A 17,289-nucleotide genomic window follows, 5' to 3' on the forward strand; every position below is an offset into this window, starting at 1 on the left:
TATCAATTGATATGAATACCACCGTATGTAAGATTGATGAAATTTGCATTAAAACCAATTACGCAAAATATATATTCTCCATCCTCTTCTACAGTAAAATCAGTTACGAGCTTATCAGTAATTTTTTCTGCAAATAGTTCTGTATAATTTCCATTTAAAATGAAACCAGCATTTGTTTGACTTGAACCATCTGGCTCAAAGGTGAGATTAATAAAAACATGATCACCTTTTTTTAAAGACAATCCTTCATTTTTCTCTCTCAGCAAAAAAATATCTCCATTAGCCAAAGACTCATTTTTTAAAGAATATACACTAGGAGAACTCTCTAATAAATTTATGTCAATTTTGTTCAAGCTGTTTAAATAATCGTCATTTTCAATGACAACTTCTGCTATTTCCGTCGTTTCACTTTTCATGAAATAATATGAAGCTATAATACCTAAGAAAATGACTAAAGTTATTGAAATTCCAAGGTAAATGTATTTTTTGATAAAATCACTCCGCTCTTTTTCTAGTCAATTTCTCCTCTCCTAATCTATTAGGGCTCCTGATTCAATTTTATCTAAAATTTAACATTTAGTCAATTCAATTTTCTGAAATTTGCTAATCTTTAATTATTATAAGAATGGAAGTAAAAACAGCCTTTCTCTAGAAAAAAGTATTTAACAACCAAAAAAGAGGAAGCATAAATGCCTCCCCTTCGTATATGGTTAATTTATAGATACTTCTACTCCAAAGTCGTTACATAGTGAACCAAGGCCACCTTGATAACCAGCTCCGATTGCGTTGAATTTCCATTCCCCGTTGTTACGGTAAAGCTCGCCTACGACTACTGCTGTTTCAATACTGAAATCCTCTCCTAGATCATAACGAATCAATTCTTCTCCCGATGATTTGTCCATGATACGGATATACGAGTTGCTTACCATACCGAAGTTTTGGTGACGAGTTTCAGCGTCATTAATAGTCACGGCAAAGGTAATCTTTTCAATCGAAGATGGAACTGCTTGAATATCAATGTTGATCGTCTCATCATCGCCGTTTCCCTCTCCAGTAAGGTTATCGCCAATATGAACCACAGAACCATTTCCGCCTGTTGGATTATTGTAGAACACGAAGTCACTTGCTGCTGACACTTTACCGTTCGCGTCCAATAAAAATACGGATGCATCTAAATCGAAAGAATGTCCTCCATCATATTTATTAACATCCCATCCAAGACCAACCGTTGCATGTGATAATCCCGGATTATTTTTTGTTAAGTCTACCTTTTGTCCTTTTGCTAAGGAAACTCCCATTTACAAAACCTCCATTTTTTTGTTTATTCTTACGTTTTTATTGCGAGTATTGTGTATTTATGCGAATCTCTGGCAAATTTCGTTGACGGTTTTGTCTGTTGTTCCATCACCAGTTGCTGAAAACTTCCACTCTTGCCCATGACGATAGATTTCGCCGACAATAAGAGAAGTAAGGCCTTGATAATCATCCGAGAGATTGTATTTAACCAACTCGTTACCTGTTGTTGGATCAACGATTCGAATGAATGCATTGGAAATCATGCCAAAGTCTTGTTTTCGAGAAACGCAGCTGTAAATATTTACTACGAAGACGATTTTATCGTAAGAAGCAGGAACAGACTTCAAATCAACCGTTATTACTTCATCATCGCCGCTGCCTTTGCCTGTTAAATTATCACCAGAATGTATAACAGACTTGCAATTACTTTTTTTATTCATGAAATAAATCAAATCTTTCTTCGATTGGAACTTTCCATCTTGAAGCATGATGACAGATGCGTCGCAGTCAATCTGTGGAGTAAGAGCTGCTAAAAAACCTTTCTTTTTTGTTGACGAAGCAGAAGCAGAATCCCATCCCAAACCGACTTGAATGCGATCGAGTTGTGCATTTCCTTTTGTTAAGTCAATACGCTGACCTTTTTGTAAGCTCACTGTCATATTCTTAGCCCACTCCCCTTATTTTTTTTTAGATGAATCGGTTACAGAAGGAATAAGAGGTTATCTCATCTCTACCATTTATTATATACACTGTAGTAAACAATGTCAATAAATAATATTGGTTAATTGAATCGAAGTCATAGAAAAAATCGACTAGAATCGACATATTAAACCATTTATAACTGCATTTCAATCATTACACATTTGTTACTATAGTACACAATAGTAACGTCATCTAAATTCGATGTAGATTCTGTTGAAAACCATTCGACCTAAAATGCATCTAGTTTACTTCTAAACGAGACAAAAACGCCATCCATTATGGACGACGCTTATCTCTAACTCTTTCTAGTATGTGACGTGAGGGGGTCGAACCCTCGAATAGACCATTCACAGTGGCCCGTGTTAACCGCTTCACCAACATCACCACAGTTTTATTTGGTGCCGAAGACAGGACTTGAACCTGCAGCCCCCTGATTACAAGTCAGGTGCACTAGCCAATTGTGCTACTTCGGCATGTATGGTGGACAAAAGTGGTAACGATCCACCCTCTATGGATTTTCAGTCCATCGCTAATCCATCTCAGCTATTTATCCGTTATGGTGGATCTTGCAGGATTCGAACCTGCGACATGTCCGTTATGAGCGGACCGCTCTACCGCTGAACTAAAGATCCATATGGTGCGAGAGGAGGGAATCGAACCCTCACCTCCAGCTTGGCAAGCTGGCATTATACCATTAAACTACTCCCACTGGTTACAGAACTACATCGCTCTGCAATAGTTGGCTTACCCGACAAGACTTGAACTTGTAACCTTCTCCTTAACAGGGAGTTGCTCTACCGATTGAGCTACGGGTAAATAATTGGCTCCGACAACAGGGCTCGAACCTGTGACTTCCTGGTTAACAGCCAGATACTCTACCAACTGAGTTATATCGGAATAAGAAAGGCAGTCGTTGCTGCCCGAATTTTAGGATATTAGATGTTTCACCATCTTCGAAATTGTTGCGTTTTCTGCTTTACCAGATAGTACAGGCATGGCAATCTTCATTGCATCTCCCATACTCATTCCAGCTACGACACCACTCTGTATGAGAGCTGCTCGCACTTCATCTTCTGACATCTGGTTCGGAAGGTAACCGTATAAAATGTCGATTTTTGCATTCGCATCCTCCACGCTGTCTGTCCGACCAAGCTTTTCGGCTTCTGCCAGATAGTCTTTGGTCTGCTTGATCTCGCGTTGCACGATCTGGATTTCTTCTTTTTCATCCAAAGGCGAACGTTTTACTTTCTCAGCATTCTCCAAGCCTGCCTTCACGAGTTGTAGCACGCCTTTTTTCCGTGCGTCTTTCGCTTTCATTGCTTGGATTAGATCTTTCATGATTAAGTCTTTCATTTTCATTGTTCTTCCACCGACTTTCTGTATTTTTTTCTTAATCTATAATTGCATTGCGTTTATCTTTTGGACAATATTTAACTCATCGCAACCGTACAGTCCTGAAGAGTTTATATTATTGTATTCAATCACTTTAAATCCATCATCTGTTTCCGCAACATCAATAACAAAGGCCTTTGAGAGAGGAAACAAATCAATCATTTCTTTGGTATAAGCCATCAATTCTTCAGATGGTTTGTGATTAATATTTGTAGACTTCTCGACTACATAGCTTGAGGCTGTCACGATTTGTTGCTCAACAACGAAAAAGCGATATTCGGCTTTTATCTCTTTGACAGGTGAGATCATTAAAGTCTGTCCCACATACGCACTATTGACATCAGATTCTCTTTCTTGCCATGAAAGAAAATCTTCTAATGTGATGGTGAAACCAGTAAACAACTTTGTGTTTCCCGTCGGTCGGATGAAAAAGGAATCCCAAATAGGTTTTAGCCCCGACAGCTCCCCAACCACGAATTCGTTGTTTAACAGTTCCTTGCCGATTTTTTGTTTAAACACTTCATACTCAAAGTCTTCGCTCCAGAAAGAACCTGGCTTAAAATTCTCTGATTGTGCAACGTTTGCAAATTGTTTTGAACCGTAGACCATTATGTTTTCATTTTTTGTAAATTTTTTCAATATATCTGCTGAATTATCTTCAGGTATTCTCGTACCTTTATGGAGGACAGTTAAACTATAATCTTTGTTCAGTCGTACTATTAAATAAGCAGTAGAACTCATTTCTAAAGCAGTTATGACTCTTTCCACATTCGAACTATTGTTTAGAAATTCTTGTACTAACCATTTCAACTTGCTCACTCCTTATCTTTTTTTCGAAATTTCATTTACTTTAATGGTGTCTGCTGAGGGACTTGAACCCCCAACCACCTGCTTGTAAAACAGGTACTCTCCCAGTTGAGCTAAGCAAACGTTTGGCAGGGATAGCAGGAATCGAACCTACATCGTCGGTTTTGGAGGCCGTCATTTTGCCATTAAACTATACCCCTATGGCAACCACGGCAGGACTTGAACCTGCAATCCTTCTGATTCGTAGTCAGATGCTCCATCCATTGAGCTACGTGGTTATTTTGGTACGGATGGCGGGAGTCGAACCCACACGCTACAAGAGCAGCGGATTTTAAGTCCGCTATGTCTACCAGTTCCATCACACCCGCAAAATAAATACTTAATATGGCGACCCCGACGGGATTTGAACCCGCAACTTTCCGCTAGACAGGCGGGCGTGCAACCGTTACACCACGGAGTCATTATTGGAGGAAACGAGGGGATTCGAACCCCTGGAACGCTTACACGCCCTTCGGTTTTCAAGACCGACGCCTTCAGCCTCTCGGCCACGTTTCCAAATATGGAGGAGATGGTGAGATTCGAACTCACGGGACACTTCCATGCCCTTCGGTTTTCGAGACCGACGCAATAAACCAAGCTCTGCCACATCTCCGTTATGGCGGGTAGTACAGGAGTCGAACCTGTGAGAGTATTTTACCCCTCTTCCGCATTAGCAGTGCGGTGCCTTCAGCCACTCAGCCAACTACCCGTAACTTTATTTTTTTGAAAATGGTGGAACTAAGGGGACTCGAACCCCTTCCTACTGCGTGCAAGGCAGTTGCTCTTCCAATTGAGCTATAATCCCATTTGGTCAAGATGGCAGGACTCGAACCTGCGACCCCTTGGATCCAAACCAAGTACTCTGGCCAAACTGAGCTACATCTTGAAATATTGGTACATCCTAAGAGATTTGAACTCCTGACTTCTCGGTTATCAGCCGAACGCTCTACCACTGAGCTAAGGATGTATAGATTGGTTGCAGTAGTAGGAATCGAACCTACACAATCTGCCTTATGAGAGCAAATGTACACCTGTTACCGCATTAATAAAACGCCCAAGAAGAGACTCGAACTCTTGACTCATCGATTAGAAATCGGTTGCTCTATCCTACTGAGCTACAAGGGCAAATATGGTTATTGTTCACTACCGAACCGTTTAAGGTAATCTTTTCTATACTGGTTCAATCTCTCTTGCAACTCTATTGCATCCTTCAGGAAGCTTTCACATTCCTCTTCCCATCCTTCTTTTTGTTTCTTCACTCGTTTTTGAATGTACTGGTGAACGAATTTAAAGTTGTTCTTCTGCATCGAGTCTGTAAAATCGATTAGTTGTTTGTAGTCAATTAGTAGTACTTCTGTCTTGCTCCCATCTACATCAGATCCCTTCTTGTGTTTAATTGGTGCAACCAGTGGGAATCGAACCCACATCTACTGCTTGGAAGGCAGTCGTCTTTGCCATTAGACCATGACCACAAATGAAATGCCCTCGATAGGATTTGAACCTACAACCTCGGTATTAAAAGTACCTTGCTCTACCGTTGAGCTACGAAGGCGGATTTGATTGCTTGCTGATTTTCTTGTCACTCTTATCACTCTTCATCGTTCTCACTTCCTATTCTTTTTGTATTGATGAAGCTAAGCTCGTTGAGGGATTTGAACCCCCGACATCCTGATTACAAAACAGGCATTCTTCCGCTGAACTAAACGAGCATGTTTGGTGCAGATAGGGAGAGTCGAACTCCCACGCCCGAAGGCATACGATTCTAAATCGCACGTGTATACCAGTTCCACCATATCCGCATTATTTGGTGACCCAGACGGGGATTGAACCCGCAATCCTAGAGTGAAAGTCTAGTGTGTTAACCATTTCACCACTGGGCCTTATTGTGTTGCCTTCCGAACCTTATCTCATCTACTTCTATTGTCTCGAGCATGTCGCTCACTCCTTCTTTTTATAAATTTGGTGCAGATAGGGAGAGTCGAACTCCCACGCCCATAGGCATACGATTCTGAATCGCACGTGTATACCAGTTCCACCATATCCGCATTGTTGTTCTAAAGTATGGTGAGGTGTGTTGGACTCGAACCAACGTACTCTTTCGAGGAGGGATTTACAGTCCCTTGCAATTGCCACTATGCGAACACCTCATATATGGTCAAGATGGCAGGACTCGAACCTGCGACCCCTTGGTTCCAAACCAAGTACTCTAACCAAACTGAGCTACATCTTGAAATGTTGGCGGTGCTGACGGGATTTGAACCCGCAACCTCTTCCGTGACAGGGAAGCGATCTACCATTGATCTACAGCACCGTGTGATTGGTTCCCCTTCCACGATTCGAACGTGGACTTTTCCGATTCAAAGTCGAATGCCTTACCATTTGGCTAAAGGGGAATAATTGGAGAACAGGACCGGATTTGAACCGGCGAATAAGAGATTTGCAGTCTCTCGCCTTGAGCCTCTTGGCTACCTGTCCGAAAAAAATGTTACAAAAAAGCACCCGTTCGGTTTCCCGACGAGTGCTTCAAGGGTGTCTATATCCTCCTATGCGAAGGTATGACAAAACATGCGATGTGTTCGCCTGTGCAAATATTGGTGCCCTGAAAAATAAGGGTTGCCCTTTTGCTGTCGGTCGTCCATCTTACGTTTTTCCTTGAAACATTCTTTCGGTAATGAAACCTCTCCCGCTAAATCCAGTAAATTTGCCGTATTTTGCGTATACTCAACAACACGTCCAGATTCCGGACATGTGAAACTAGGGCGATCAAATCCGCCTATTCTTGATTCGCTTGATAGTGTTTGCCAATGCTTGCTCATTAAATCTGCAATTGTTTTCATCATGTCTTTCCTCTCCTTTCGTGTGTTAGTTTTTTTGTTTTTGTTCCTTTTAGGCAATAAAAAACTCCCGGTGAGATAATCTCATCAGGAGCAGCTTCCTCAATCCTCTCGGAGTGGGAAAAGAATATACAACTAATCTACATTCGATTCGACACCAGTGGTGTGTAAAAAGAATACAAGTATGTCTGCATGTTCTTTCGGAGCTTTCCTAATGAGCGAGAAGGATACCATCCCTCTGCTGTTAGTTCGCGACTATCTAAATTTGTATGTGATGCGTCTGATGATAGGCGTGTTGAAATAAAGGGATTGTTCCCCTGTTTTGACGCTACGTTTAAAAAGTTTTCTATCGTCATTTTTCTCAACATGTCCATCACCTCTGCTTTCGTTTTTTTTGTTTTGTTGTAACATCATATTCTATAGTTCGGCAATTATTCCATAATCTTTACCAAAAATGGTTCTATCCCATTCAAAACCTTGGTGTATATACATTTCTAGCGTGTCGAACAAAAATGATTATTTCGTTTCTTTAACTTTATATTCTAAGTATACCACCCAATATCCAGTTTGTCAAATAAAATTTACAATAAAAAATGACGAACGTTTTTGTCCGTCGATTTCTCTATGCTTAAATTTAATAGGGATTATTCATTCTGCCACTTTTAGCACCTGTTTTAGCGTGTCTTTCTCTTGATTCCAGACCCATCCTCCAAATACACAAACAACTTTTGTCTTCCCAACCATGCTAATTTGATGTTTGTGTTGATGTCCATGAAACACATGAGTCGGTTGATGTTTTTCGATGTAGTTTTTTAGCCCGAGATACCCAAGATGGGCACGATTAGTTTTATCGTGAATTCCAAATGGTGAATTATGACTAATGATGATATCTGCTGCAGGCAAGTCATCACAAATGCGAATCATTTCTGCTTGTGTATACATCGGGAAACTCTTTCCTTGCTTGTATCTCACGCAGCCTTCGATGCCTGTTACTCGTTCAGTTCCTAACTTTGATTGTTCTCGGTGAATATTGACGATATTGTAATACTCTAGATCTCCTGGATAGTCATGATTTCCTAAAACGCCAATAATTGGTCTCCCCTTGAATCGCTCAGAGATGCTCTTCAAATAGAGAGTGTCGATGTCTCCAAGGACCACTACTCCATCCCATTCTGTATTGTCCATATTTATAAAGGTTTGCCACTCATCATGATATACCCCTTGTAAATCAGACAGAAAAAGCCAGTTCATCTTATATCCCTCCTGATTACTTCTTTTTTTATTATATGCTCAAGTGTATTATGTATATCTATAATTGGTCTAAAGAATATTAAGCACTCCGTTTTAATGGCTAATATTCCCATGTCTCAACCGCAGATGTATTACCTAAACTGACTGGGAGATGACTAAAAATAACGAATAAAGGGTGATAATATGATTCACTTGTTACTCATAGATCAAATGCAAAATTACGGTATCTATCCATTACGGTGGAACAAAACCTTGGTAGAAATGAAAGTCATGTTTGATCTACAGTTGAGAGAATTATTGGATATACCTATAGAAGATTTAGAATTTGTGGAAATAGACTCCTCTGATATTTGTATATGTAGGAGAAAGGATGAAATAGGATTAAATAAAACTCGACAGGTCTTTTTCAAAAAGATACAGTTTAATGGACATCCTGTTTTATCTAAATACCTTCTTCCAAGCCCGCTTCTTTCCGGAGACATTTCGAACATAAAACATTTAATTCGCCTTGAATATCAAGCGGTATCAAGCCCAACGATTTTTGACAAACAAAAAGAGCTGCTTGAATAAACCAAGCAGCCTTCTCCTGTTAATAGATATTGGTCTTGTAGATTTGTAGCATGTCTTCAACTATCTTATAATCTTATTCGCTTAAACATTCTTCACAAGCGTTACAGGACCAACAATAGCCACATCCACAATCATTTCCACCACAATCACAGCAATCATACATTTTTTCGCAATTGCATTCGTTTTCCATTTTATTCTCTCCTACCTAGAAGTCTATTTCATTTCACCCAATTAGTTAACATAATATAATTATTGTCTTATTAAAATATTATGCAGCGGCTTTCAAATATTTTTGATTAAGAAAAGCATACCAGTGCAATATCCAGCTCTCCATTTCTTCTACATGCATTTTCTCTAATTTGTCGAATTCAGCTTGATAGAACTCTCTAAGTGGAGTTCGACTCGAATGGAAATAAGGGATGCTACGCATGTTCTTCTTACCTGTCGCTTGTACACTACGGAGTTGATCATCGAAGAAACAGGCTTTCAAGAAACTGATAGGTTCTTCTCTTATAATTTCTTCCCATTCCATTCCAATTGCCTTCCCTTTGTCACCAGAGCAGTTAAATGGACAGAAATAACATCTAGATCGCTTGCTCGGAAAGTTATTTTCTTCTAAGAAGTGGATACTATCTCTTGTTGTCAGCCCTTCTTCTATTAAAGGATATGCTAGATATATATACTTGGATTGATGCGATACATAACCACCTACTCGGTTCACCTCGTCAAAAGAGAACCCTATATCCATGATTATCCCGATGTTTTTAGGCATTGGTTGGCTTCTTCTTAATCCCAACTCCTCTTTAATTCTATTTCGCACCGCTTGTTGCACGGGTACGATTTTGAAATCTCCGGTACATTGCCTTGGCATCAGTCCACCTGGAACAATTTCTCCGTTCTCAGTCACCTTGTTAAAATATAGAGGCATTTGAAAACGTTGATAATCCGTAAATATATACCTCATAAGCATTTCTTCGAGACCGTTTTTCATACTATTGTGGGTCGTGATAATAAACGGAGTCTTATTACTCATTTCAATTTGTCTTTTTTGCCAGAAAGCCACTTGTTCATGAATAAATTGAGGTTCTGCACCTGTGTCAGAAAAGACAATATAATCATATTTTACAAGATTTTGGAAATGAGCTTCTAATAGATGACTAGATTGTGTACCTCCTCCAAACGACAATACTCGGTAAATTTTATCCTTTCCTTCACTCTTGGCAATTTCCAATATTTCTTCTTTCGACTTCAAATACCCATTCAAATACTTTTTAGTTAGTCTATAATCCAGACGTTCCTCTGTCGTTTCTTCCTTTTTATGTTCTTTGACGTTTACCATGCATACCGTCTCCTTTTTTATGTACAGGCGAACCTGTCCTATTTTGTTTGAATCGTTCTATGATATGCAGTTGTTAGGAAGGTAACAACGAAGATAAAATTCTGTTCTTAAACAGTTACTCTTATGGTTCTTTTTTCATCTTGATGACCTCTTTTGTTATTTACTATTATTAAAGTGTCGGATAATCTGTTTTTATATATATAAAAAGACGCCGAGGCGTCTGCATATCACTTCTGTATTAATTTTATTCTGTCGCTTTAAAGTTATAAATTGGCTTTAAAATAGCCTGAATATCAATTGTATCCTTCGTGTTCTCGATGATTTCTTCCATTGGTTTGTAGGCAAACGGTGATTCATCCAGTGTTTCTTGACGCACACTCGTAGAGTAAACGCCCCTCATCGTTTCGGTGAAGTCTTCTATTTTCAAAACTTCTTTCGCTTTTGAGCGAGAGTAAATTCTTCCTGCTCCATGAGGTGCAGATTGGTTCCAATCAGTATTGCCTTTTCCTTTCGCAAGAATAGAGCCATCTCTCATATTAATCGGGATCAGTACTTCTTCTCCTGACTTAGCAGAAATAGCTCCTTTTCGCAGAATCATCTGCTCCAAGTCTACATAGTTGTGAATAGTGTCAATTCGTCCTACCTCTTTGAACCCCATAGCTTGGATAATTACTTGCATCATAGCAGCACGATTCCACTTAGCTAGATCTTGAGCAATTTTCAAATCATGCAGGTAATCATCCATTAACTTTCCTTCCACATAAGCAAGTTCATTTGGAATTTTCGGTTTGGTAGACTTGTACGATTGAATTGTTTGCTGTATTTCTTTTTGTCTTCCTTCTGCTTTCAACTGTTCAATAACCATCTCTAGTCCGTCCAGGTCTTTAGCTAATGCCTCAATACCTTTCTTTTGATGATAACTTGCTACTTTCACTCCTAAATGACGAGAACCAGAATGAATGATAAGAAATAATCTACCATCCTCTGAAACGTTCATTTCTATAAAGTGATTCCCTCCTCCAAGGCTTCCCACTGAGAGAATAGCTCTTTCTTTCGAGAATGGTGCAATAACTTCATCAAGTGGTATTTTGTTAACATATTGATGAGCAGTTTTTCTGTTCGTCTGTCCTGAAGGTACTAATTTATTGATTAAAGTATCCAGAAGTGCAAAATCAACTAATTGTTTTTCGACTTCTACACAAAGCATCCCACAACCAATATCGACCCCTACTAAATTAGGAACGATTTTGTCAGTAATTATCATTGTTGTTCCAATAACAGCACCTTTTCCAGCGTGTGTATCAGGCATGATTCTGGTATTTGCACCCTCAACAAACGGTTGATTTAAGAAATTGATAATCTGTCCAATCGTTACATCATCAATGTTTTCAGTGAACACCTTTGCACTATCATATTTTCCACTTAGAATAATTTCTGCCATAAAATATCTCTCCTTTTGAATACAGGCTAACCTGTCCTTTTTTTATTAATCCTCCTATGATATGCAGATATAAGTAGAGACACAACTAAAATGTAATATACTACACATCTATCATAATTTTGTTCACATTTTCTTAAGACGGGTCTCACAACCAAGTTGTATGAAATAAAAAAAGAAACGGATAAATCCCGCTTCTTTCGTATTTCAATTTTATGCATACTGCATGCGACTTTTAGCCGCACAAACCAAGTACATCTTCTACATCGCAAAGTTCGCAAGTGCCTATTTTCTGTTCTATCTTCCACCTTTCTGCTATACTTTTCCTTCTGAGCACCTCGGTAGCCAGTGTGGGTATCCATGTTCATCCCACATAGCTGTCCATTGCCTTCTTTCGTCTTCTAAAGGAGGCACAAGCAATGGTCTTTGTGGGGAACCCTCGAATCTCCATCCATGGTCTCTTATAGCAATAACGGCATCTAAGTGCCTACAACCTACAGTGACTTGTTTTTGTTCCATATTCTTTTTCCTCCTTTTCAAATTGCAAGCAGTGCTTGAACAGATTAGTTAAATCCTTCTACTATATGCAGATACTCTATAATCAACAACGAACCACCATATTAATCTCTTCTGCTCCTTTACATAAAAAACCACCAGTTAAATAACTGATGGTCTGTAAGTTTAATTTTAAGCTTTACAGTAATCTACTGCTTACAAATACGAAACAATATTAATACCTTGATTACCTTTTGTCTTCCGCAGTCCATTTCTCACTTTCATTCACGTAATGCTTACTGTTTAGTTCCAAACAAATCACGGGATAGTCATCGTAGCCAACCAATACCTTACGCTCTGTATTCACATCTTTATAGAAGATTCTTGTCGTTTCCCCTGGACCCACTACAGTATCATCTCTCCAATACGGTAATGTATCGCCATCTGCAAATTGTTGCATGTCTGGCAAGTTTTTCATGAATTCCATGAACAACTGAAAATGTTCCACTACCACCATCATGCATGTTTCTGGTAAGAGATAGTGATCATCCTCGAAAATATCACAAACATGATACTCTCTATCTTCCCCTTTTATCCGTACTATAGCATAGGATTCGGGCACTACCATGTTATCTTTTATCTCTTGAATAGTCTTTGCTGTTGGCATAAATTTTTCCTCCTTATGATTTCGTCCAATTGAAATTAACAACTTCTTCCTGTGTAGATATACCTTCTAACAAATCATCTTCATATAACGACATAGCCGTCTCTGCTGTGATTCGATTTGGAAGCGAGGGGTTTTTGACCACTAGATACAATTTCCCTGTCTTATCCCACAGCGTATCTCCAAGCTCAAATTGAGCAACTTCTCTTCCGAGGTTTTTCCAGAATTCCATCTCAGCAATAAAAGGTCTAATGTCGATCGTATCTTCCAGATCGGACAACCTACTATTCATCGCTTCATCCAGTAAATCTTTATCCTGGATGATTTCCTTCAAAGCAACATAGATTTTTCCCTTTAATATTTCTGGTAACTGATGAATATAAGTTGTCTTCATAACATTTCCCTCCTGATATAATCATTTTTCTAAATTCACTTTAAATGCTTCATACAGATACGATAGCTTTTGTATCACATATGGCACAATTCCATACATTATGCGTATCTGGCCCATGAACAACCTCTAAAATCTTTATTTCTTTCTGAAACTTGCCGTCTTCATCTACAACCCACTTTTGCGTTACATTTGCAATGGCAATAAATTGCTGATGGCTAGTGTTCCTTGGACATCTAGCTTTCATAAGAATCCTCTCCCTTTGTATATTCAGGCTTTGCCTGTCCTTTTTATTAGAATCCGTCTATTATATGCAAAATAGAAATAGCGACTACAATAACATAAAAAAGCCTTCTGCTTTTACAGAGGCTACGTTTTCTAAATCCAATTACTTTTGATACCCCAGATATTGATTACTAGTACTGTTTTGTTATGTCTGTCTATTTCTTCTATTTGACATTCTACTCCAAATGTTTTCTCGTACATCTCTATAAATTGTTTTCTTCTTTCATCTTCTATTCTCTTCTCATAGTTACTCATATCATCTTCCTTTCTCTGTCTTTTACTATATGCAATACGACATGTAACAATATAAAAAGGCAGCCGAGGCTGCCCATTAGTTCTTGAAATAGTTAACGATTCGCAACAAGTCCAGGAATAGATTAAGAAAATCTAGATATAGATTAAGAGCAAGTGATGGAACATCATCAACTGAAAGTTGTCGGTGTCTCAACGAATTGAAGTCGTAGATCGTGTAAAAGGAGAATAATAAGACGCCAAACCCTGAAGCTACAAGCATCCATGTCTCTCTCATAGGAAATATCATATTCACGACCATTAAGACGACAAGTACGATTAGAGCGATGAATAAATAACTTCCCCAACCTGCCAAATCTTTCTTCAGATTAAATCCAATTATCCCGTATATCGCAAAGACTATAGCAGTTGTAAGGAATACAGTGAGCACTAATTGCCCTCCTAATTCTCCCACATAATAAGAGATGGATGAATATAACACAATCCCACTGACGAGGGCAAAAAGCAATGCTAAGAACTTTCCTACAGCCTTGGATTTACGTGCAAACACAACGGCTATAACTAAACCCAATTCGACAATGATTAACGGAATGAGTAAAGATGAAGGCACGTATTGACCAAATATTAGTCCCACTCCCGAAACTAGCCACATCAAACCAAAGAAGAACATGACTTTCTGTAAAATTCTAATTGCATTTTCATTTTTATTCACTTTTGTTTCCATTTTTTGTCCCCTTTATTGTTATGTCCTTTTATCTTATGCATGACGGTTCCTTCTTATTTCTACTTCTTCCATTCCACTATGACGAATACATTCTCGAGTTCTTTTTCAAAGGAATCTGTCTTCCATTCGTCAAAATAACCAAGTGGATTCAACACAATTGTCTTCTGGTCTGATTCTTTTACTCCAGCACGCGTATGCGTATGTCCAAAAGATACATATCGAACGTTTTCATGGATGTCTAATAATTCTCCAACAGATTCCGAACCCATATAGGCGTTGCAAATGTTCCAAGTAGTATCTATATACCGAATGTTCGATTCATATGGAACGAAATGTGTCATCACCCATACCTGTTTGTCTTTTACCTTTGCAAGATCGTCTGCAAGTTGTCTCAAGAATCTTTCCGAGATGTCAATATCTCCATCCTTGAAATTAATATGACCACCATCGTACCAAAGACTTCCCTTCAAACGTGCTAGTAGGTCTGCTGTATGCGTATGAGGGCCATAGCTATAATCATACCAACCAAGTGCCCCCACAATAGCTATATCCCCGTAAATGGCGGGCTTGCCTATAGGTACTGATTTGTCAGCAAGATAGGAAGCTAACACGTCGTCACTCCCCATTGAAATCGTCCTAGCCAAATCGTGATTCCCCGGAACGAAATGAACTGGTCTACCAGTCTGTTTTTCTATTTCATGCAAAATGGACAAGGTATCATCCATATGATTGGAAATATCCCCTGAAATCAACAAGATGTCCCAGTCTTTCTCCTTGATTGTATTACACAGTACTTTAACGATATCTTCTTCTACGTGTTCCTGATTAATATCTAAATGTAAATCCGATAAGTGTCCTATTTTCATACAAATACGCAATCGCTCTATAGAAACGACTACTTTCCCTCCCTCTTAATCATTGAGTCGTTCATTTAAGACTTCTCTTTTCTCCAAACGACGTTGATATCTATTCATTTGTCGTTTAGATTTTCGTTTCGCCTTTTTTCCAAAGCGAGCTAGCTCCCAAACATTCAAGTTGTTTTCTGCTTTTAGACGAAATTCTCTGTCCGGTATTAGATTTAACCTCTTTGATTACTCCGTTCTCTTCCTGACAAGACAATTCTATGTCTCCTTTTTTATTTTATCCCTCTATTATATGAAAAACGCTTCATTTTAATAGCCTGTAAGAATGATAAGACTGTTGAATCCTGCATATTATGTAACAAATGAAGAAAAAGGGGTGTGACAGATTGAATACACAAGTAAAAAGGAACTGCAATTGGACAATGTACGAGGATGCTCCCGCAGAATTATTAGAATTGTTACCGATGCACAAATTTGAACAATACGGCTTTGCCGAAAGTATGAAATTGCAAGAAGAAGCTACCGAATTAGGTTGGGTTTGGGTTGATAAGGGCTATTATAATCGCGTTTTTCAACATGAATCATTACCAGGTCTCTTATTGAAAATTTATGGTGTAGAGCACATGAGCGAATTGTACAACTTAGAAAATGCTACGGTACAGGAACATGAAGTACTCGATGTATTAAAAGATGTTCCTGGCGTTCCTAAATTATTTGCCAGCTTTAACTATGGTTGCGTCGTGGAATTTATCAAAGGCGATTTACTAGAACATGCTTGTTCTGCCTACTTGAAAGAAAATCAAAAGAGTATCGAGGAAAATTTGTTCGAGTTTTCCAATAGTTGTATAGAACGAGGTTTAGTTCCAAACGACATGCACGGCGAGAACATCATTTTAAGGGAAGATATTCCTTATTGTATTGATTACAACCGATTCACTCCTGTTGCTAGGTTCCATTTGGCGAACCGTAACGGAGTCTCCAGAGATACATGGATAGATTTTGTATCGAATGATTGGCAGTATGTATTCTTAAAACGCAGAGCTTTCGCAGGATGAAATAAAAAGGAGCGTTACTATGAAGACATTTTCTTGGATAGGTAAATGGAAAGTATATGAAGATTTCGAAGGGGCCAAAGAACATCTACCGGATTTAGAAACTGCACAAAAAACATTTGATGAAAAGCGAGAATTAAATTCGAAAGGGAATGAATTCGATGACGAGTGGGAAGATGAAGATTTTTACTTCAACCTAATGATAGAGGCTTGTCACAAGGTTGGGTGGACTCCAATAAATGGCGGTTCCTATTCTGCTGCATTTACCCACAAAGAACTTCCTAATTCTATTCTTAAGTTATATAACGATGAACATTTTTCAGATATTAATGAGGGAGAATTCCCTACTATTGATGAAGAAGAAATTTTTTCGCGACTACCAGATGATGAACGATTGATGAAACGACTGGCTTCAAATGATTTCGCAATAATTGTATCAAAGGTATCCGGCATTAATTTAGATACTTTTTTAAAAACTAGTGGATATCCATCTCTTCAGCAAGGCATATTTAAACAGATTGAGGATTACATTCACATGTGTTTAGAACATCATGTTATACCTCTTGATTTGAATGGCTCGAATGTTTTGGTAGGAGAAGACCTCAAAGTTCGATTCATAGACTACAATCGCTATATGCTACTAGATCAGTTCTCAGAATTCTCGGAACGTTATCTAAGGGATGATAGAACCGCCCTGCATGTTGCATTAGAGGACTTGCAAGATAATTATTACAAATGGTATACGAATCCCCTGTTGACCGCTTAATTATGCGGTCTTTTTCTTATTTTTCTTATAGGACCTTCAATAATAACAACCTCCATAATTTATGGTTTACTTACTCTATTTGCCACGAAAAATCAGTTTGCTGTCGTGATATAATGGGAACGAGGTGAT

At 38.7% G+C, this 17,289-nt stretch carries 20 protein-coding genes and 29 tRNA genes; 3 read left to right on the plus strand and 46 right to left on the minus strand.

Features of this window, described 5'->3' with window-relative positions; all coding sequences use genetic code 11:
* Window positions 1-2: 2 nt before the first annotated feature.
* From MKX39_RS20230 to MKX39_RS20410, 37 genes are all read right to left on the minus strand, one after another.
* Window positions 3-416, minus strand: coding sequence for a hypothetical protein (locus MKX39_RS20230; RefSeq protein WP_340764931.1), 414 nt, complete (start codon window positions 414-416; stop codon window positions 3-5).
* Window positions 417-710: 294 nt separating this feature from the next.
* A complete protein-coding gene (locus MKX39_RS20235) occupies window positions 711-1,298 on the minus strand; it encodes a TerD family protein (protein WP_340764932.1) in 588 nt (195 codons plus the stop codon).
* Window positions 1,299-1,355: 57 nt separating this feature from the next.
* Window positions 1,356-1,955, minus strand: a complete 600-nt coding sequence (locus MKX39_RS20240) for a TerD family protein (protein ID WP_340764934.1) — start codon at window positions 1,953-1,955, stop codon at window positions 1,356-1,358.
* Between the two features lie 354 nt (window positions 1,956-2,309).
* Window positions 2,310-2,382, minus strand: a tRNA-His gene (locus tag MKX39_RS20245).
* A 12-nt stretch (window positions 2,383-2,394) separates the two neighbouring features.
* Window positions 2,395-2,471: transfer RNA gene (locus MKX39_RS20250), tRNA-Thr, on the minus strand.
* Window positions 2,472-2,476: 5 nt separating this feature from the next.
* Window positions 2,477-2,551 (minus strand) — tRNA-Phe (locus MKX39_RS20255).
* 4 nt (window positions 2,552-2,555) lie between these two features.
* Window positions 2,556-2,630 (minus strand) — tRNA-Ile (locus tag MKX39_RS20260).
* A gap of 3 nt (window positions 2,631-2,633) precedes the next feature.
* Window positions 2,634-2,707 (minus strand) — tRNA-Gly (locus tag MKX39_RS20265).
* Between the two features lie 31 nt (window positions 2,708-2,738).
* Window positions 2,739-2,814 (minus strand) — tRNA-Asn (locus tag MKX39_RS20270).
* 5 nt (window positions 2,815-2,819) lie between these two features.
* Window positions 2,820-2,895: transfer RNA gene (locus MKX39_RS20275), tRNA-Asn, on the minus strand.
* A 30-nt stretch (window positions 2,896-2,925) separates the two neighbouring features.
* The gene (locus MKX39_RS20280; RefSeq protein ID WP_340764937.1) at window positions 2,926-3,357 is read right to left on the minus strand and encodes a GatB/YqeY domain-containing protein; all 432 of its coding nucleotides are present in this window, start codon (window positions 3,355-3,357) and stop codon (window positions 2,926-2,928) included.
* A 36-nt stretch (window positions 3,358-3,393) separates the two neighbouring features.
* Window positions 3,394-4,209, minus strand: coding sequence for an ATP-grasp domain-containing protein (locus MKX39_RS20285; RefSeq protein ID WP_445678055.1), 816 nt, complete (start codon window positions 4,207-4,209; stop codon window positions 3,394-3,396).
* 35 nt (window positions 4,210-4,244) lie between these two features.
* Window positions 4,245-4,320: transfer RNA gene (locus MKX39_RS20290), tRNA-Val, on the minus strand.
* Between the two features lie 78 nt (window positions 4,321-4,398).
* Window positions 4,399-4,475: transfer RNA gene (locus MKX39_RS20295), tRNA-Arg, on the minus strand.
* Window positions 4,476-4,479: 4 nt separating this feature from the next.
* Window positions 4,480-4,565 (minus strand) — tRNA-Leu (locus MKX39_RS20300).
* Window positions 4,566-4,582: 17 nt separating this feature from the next.
* Window positions 4,583-4,657: transfer RNA gene (locus MKX39_RS20305), tRNA-Asp, on the minus strand.
* Between the two features lie 5 nt (window positions 4,658-4,662).
* Window positions 4,663-4,752 (minus strand) — tRNA-Ser (locus MKX39_RS20310).
* A 5-nt stretch (window positions 4,753-4,757) separates the two neighbouring features.
* Window positions 4,758-4,849 (minus strand) — tRNA-Ser (locus tag MKX39_RS20315).
* 4 nt (window positions 4,850-4,853) lie between these two features.
* Window positions 4,854-4,945, minus strand: a tRNA-Ser gene (locus MKX39_RS20320).
* Between the two features lie 21 nt (window positions 4,946-4,966).
* Window positions 4,967-5,041 (minus strand) — tRNA-Ala (locus tag MKX39_RS20325).
* 3 nt (window positions 5,042-5,044) lie between these two features.
* Window positions 5,045-5,122 (minus strand) — tRNA-Pro (locus tag MKX39_RS20330).
* Between the two features lie 6 nt (window positions 5,123-5,128).
* Window positions 5,129-5,203 (minus strand) — tRNA-Ile (locus tag MKX39_RS20335).
* A gap of 84 nt (window positions 5,204-5,287) precedes the next feature.
* Window positions 5,288-5,361: transfer RNA gene (locus MKX39_RS20340), tRNA-Arg, on the minus strand.
* Window positions 5,362-5,369: 8 nt separating this feature from the next.
* Window positions 5,370-5,663, minus strand: a complete 294-nt coding sequence (locus MKX39_RS20345) for a hypothetical protein (protein WP_340771689.1) — start codon at window positions 5,661-5,663, stop codon at window positions 5,370-5,372.
* A tRNA-Gly gene (locus MKX39_RS20350) sits at window positions 5,634-5,708 on the minus strand. The genes MKX39_RS20345 and MKX39_RS20350 overlap by 30 nt, the downstream gene beginning before the upstream one ends.
* Window positions 5,709-5,716: 8 nt before the next feature.
* Window positions 5,717-5,788, minus strand: a tRNA-Lys gene (locus MKX39_RS20355).
* Between the two features lie 85 nt (window positions 5,789-5,873).
* Window positions 5,874-5,945, minus strand: a tRNA-Thr gene (locus MKX39_RS20360).
* Between the two features lie 5 nt (window positions 5,946-5,950).
* Window positions 5,951-6,035: transfer RNA gene (locus MKX39_RS20365), tRNA-Leu, on the minus strand.
* Between the two features lie 6 nt (window positions 6,036-6,041).
* A tRNA-Glu gene (locus tag MKX39_RS20370) sits at window positions 6,042-6,116 on the minus strand.
* An 80-nt stretch (window positions 6,117-6,196) separates the two neighbouring features.
* Window positions 6,197-6,281: transfer RNA gene (locus MKX39_RS20375), tRNA-Leu, on the minus strand.
* 17 nt (window positions 6,282-6,298) lie between these two features.
* A tRNA-Tyr gene (locus tag MKX39_RS20380) sits at window positions 6,299-6,383 on the minus strand.
* Window positions 6,384-6,388: 5 nt separating this feature from the next.
* Window positions 6,389-6,466: transfer RNA gene (locus MKX39_RS20385), tRNA-Pro, on the minus strand.
* Window positions 6,467-6,472: 6 nt separating this feature from the next.
* Window positions 6,473-6,547: transfer RNA gene (locus tag MKX39_RS20390), tRNA-Asp, on the minus strand.
* A 7-nt stretch (window positions 6,548-6,554) separates the two neighbouring features.
* Window positions 6,555-6,629: transfer RNA gene (locus MKX39_RS20395), tRNA-Gln, on the minus strand.
* A gap of 5 nt (window positions 6,630-6,634) precedes the next feature.
* Window positions 6,635-6,711, minus strand: a tRNA-Cys gene (locus MKX39_RS20400).
* Window positions 6,712-6,779: 68 nt separating this feature from the next.
* On the minus strand, window positions 6,780-7,076 hold the full coding sequence (locus tag MKX39_RS20405) for a hypothetical protein (RefSeq protein ID WP_340764943.1): 297 nt from the start codon (window positions 7,074-7,076) through the stop codon (window positions 6,780-6,782).
* Between the two features lie 642 nt (window positions 7,077-7,718).
* Entirely contained in the window at window positions 7,719-8,321 is a 603-nt protein-coding gene (locus MKX39_RS20410) for a metallophosphoesterase family protein (RefSeq protein ID WP_340771691.1), read from the minus strand.
* A 183-nt stretch (window positions 8,322-8,504) separates the two neighbouring features.
* Between MKX39_RS20410 and MKX39_RS20415 the strand changes: the two genes are divergently transcribed.
* A complete protein-coding gene (locus MKX39_RS20415; RefSeq protein WP_340771693.1) occupies window positions 8,505-8,891 on the plus strand; it encodes a hypothetical protein in 387 nt (128 codons plus the stop codon).
* 268 nt (window positions 8,892-9,159) lie between these two features.
* Here the strand turns inward: MKX39_RS20415 and MKX39_RS20420 are convergent, their stop codons facing one another.
* From MKX39_RS20420 to MKX39_RS20460, 9 genes are all read right to left on the minus strand, one after another.
* A complete protein-coding gene (locus tag MKX39_RS20420; RefSeq protein WP_340771695.1) occupies window positions 9,160-10,230 on the minus strand; it encodes a hypothetical protein in 1,071 nt (356 codons plus the stop codon).
* 244 nt (window positions 10,231-10,474) lie between these two features.
* Window positions 10,475-11,671 (minus strand): RtcB family protein, encoded by a 1,197-nt coding sequence (locus tag MKX39_RS20425; RefSeq protein WP_340764952.1) that lies wholly within the window; start codon window positions 11,669-11,671, stop codon window positions 10,475-10,477.
* Between the two features lie 312 nt (window positions 11,672-11,983).
* Window positions 11,984-12,187 (minus strand): hypothetical protein, encoded by a 204-nt coding sequence (locus tag MKX39_RS20430; RefSeq protein ID WP_340764954.1) that lies wholly within the window; start codon window positions 12,185-12,187, stop codon window positions 11,984-11,986.
* Between the two features lie 223 nt (window positions 12,188-12,410).
* Window positions 12,411-12,830, minus strand: coding sequence for a hypothetical protein (locus MKX39_RS20435; protein ID WP_340764956.1), 420 nt, complete (start codon window positions 12,828-12,830; stop codon window positions 12,411-12,413).
* A 13-nt stretch (window positions 12,831-12,843) separates the two neighbouring features.
* Window positions 12,844-13,221: a hypothetical protein gene (locus MKX39_RS20440; RefSeq protein WP_340764957.1), complete on the minus strand. Its 378-nt coding sequence runs from the start codon at window positions 13,219-13,221 to the stop codon at window positions 12,844-12,846.
* A 49-nt stretch (window positions 13,222-13,270) separates the two neighbouring features.
* Window positions 13,271-13,465 carry a hypothetical protein gene (locus MKX39_RS20445; RefSeq protein WP_340764958.1) on the minus strand — a complete coding sequence of 65 codons (195 nt, stop codon included), beginning with the start codon at window positions 13,463-13,465 and terminating at the stop codon, window positions 13,271-13,273.
* Window positions 13,466-13,596: 131 nt separating this feature from the next.
* A complete protein-coding gene (locus tag MKX39_RS20450) occupies window positions 13,597-13,758 on the minus strand; it encodes a hypothetical protein (protein ID WP_340764960.1) in 162 nt (53 codons plus the stop codon).
* Window positions 13,759-13,834: 76 nt separating this feature from the next.
* Window positions 13,835-14,479: a Bax inhibitor-1/YccA family protein gene (locus tag MKX39_RS20455; RefSeq protein WP_340764962.1), complete on the minus strand. Its 645-nt coding sequence runs from the start codon at window positions 14,477-14,479 to the stop codon at window positions 13,835-13,837.
* 59 nt (window positions 14,480-14,538) lie between these two features.
* Window positions 14,539-15,345 (minus strand): metallophosphoesterase, encoded by an 807-nt coding sequence (locus MKX39_RS20460; RefSeq protein ID WP_340771697.1) that lies wholly within the window; start codon window positions 15,343-15,345, stop codon window positions 14,539-14,541.
* Between the two features lie 383 nt (window positions 15,346-15,728).
* Here MKX39_RS20460 and MKX39_RS20465 point away from each other — a divergent pair, with 383 nt between their 5' ends.
* Together MKX39_RS20465 and MKX39_RS20470 are read left to right on the plus strand one after the other, a co-directional pair.
* Entirely contained in the window at window positions 15,729-16,397 is a 669-nt protein-coding gene (locus MKX39_RS20465; RefSeq protein WP_340771700.1) for a hypothetical protein, read from the plus strand.
* A 19-nt stretch (window positions 16,398-16,416) separates the two neighbouring features.
* Window positions 16,417-17,160 (plus strand): hypothetical protein, encoded by a 744-nt coding sequence (locus tag MKX39_RS20470; protein ID WP_340771702.1) that lies wholly within the window; start codon window positions 16,417-16,419, stop codon window positions 17,158-17,160.
* Window positions 17,161-17,289 lie beyond the last annotated feature (129 nt).

It is taken from the genome of Psychrobacillus sp. FSL K6-1464, from assembly GCF_038003145.1.
Classification (GTDB): domain Bacteria; phylum Bacillota; class Bacilli; order Bacillales_A; family Planococcaceae; genus Psychrobacillus; species Psychrobacillus psychrotolerans.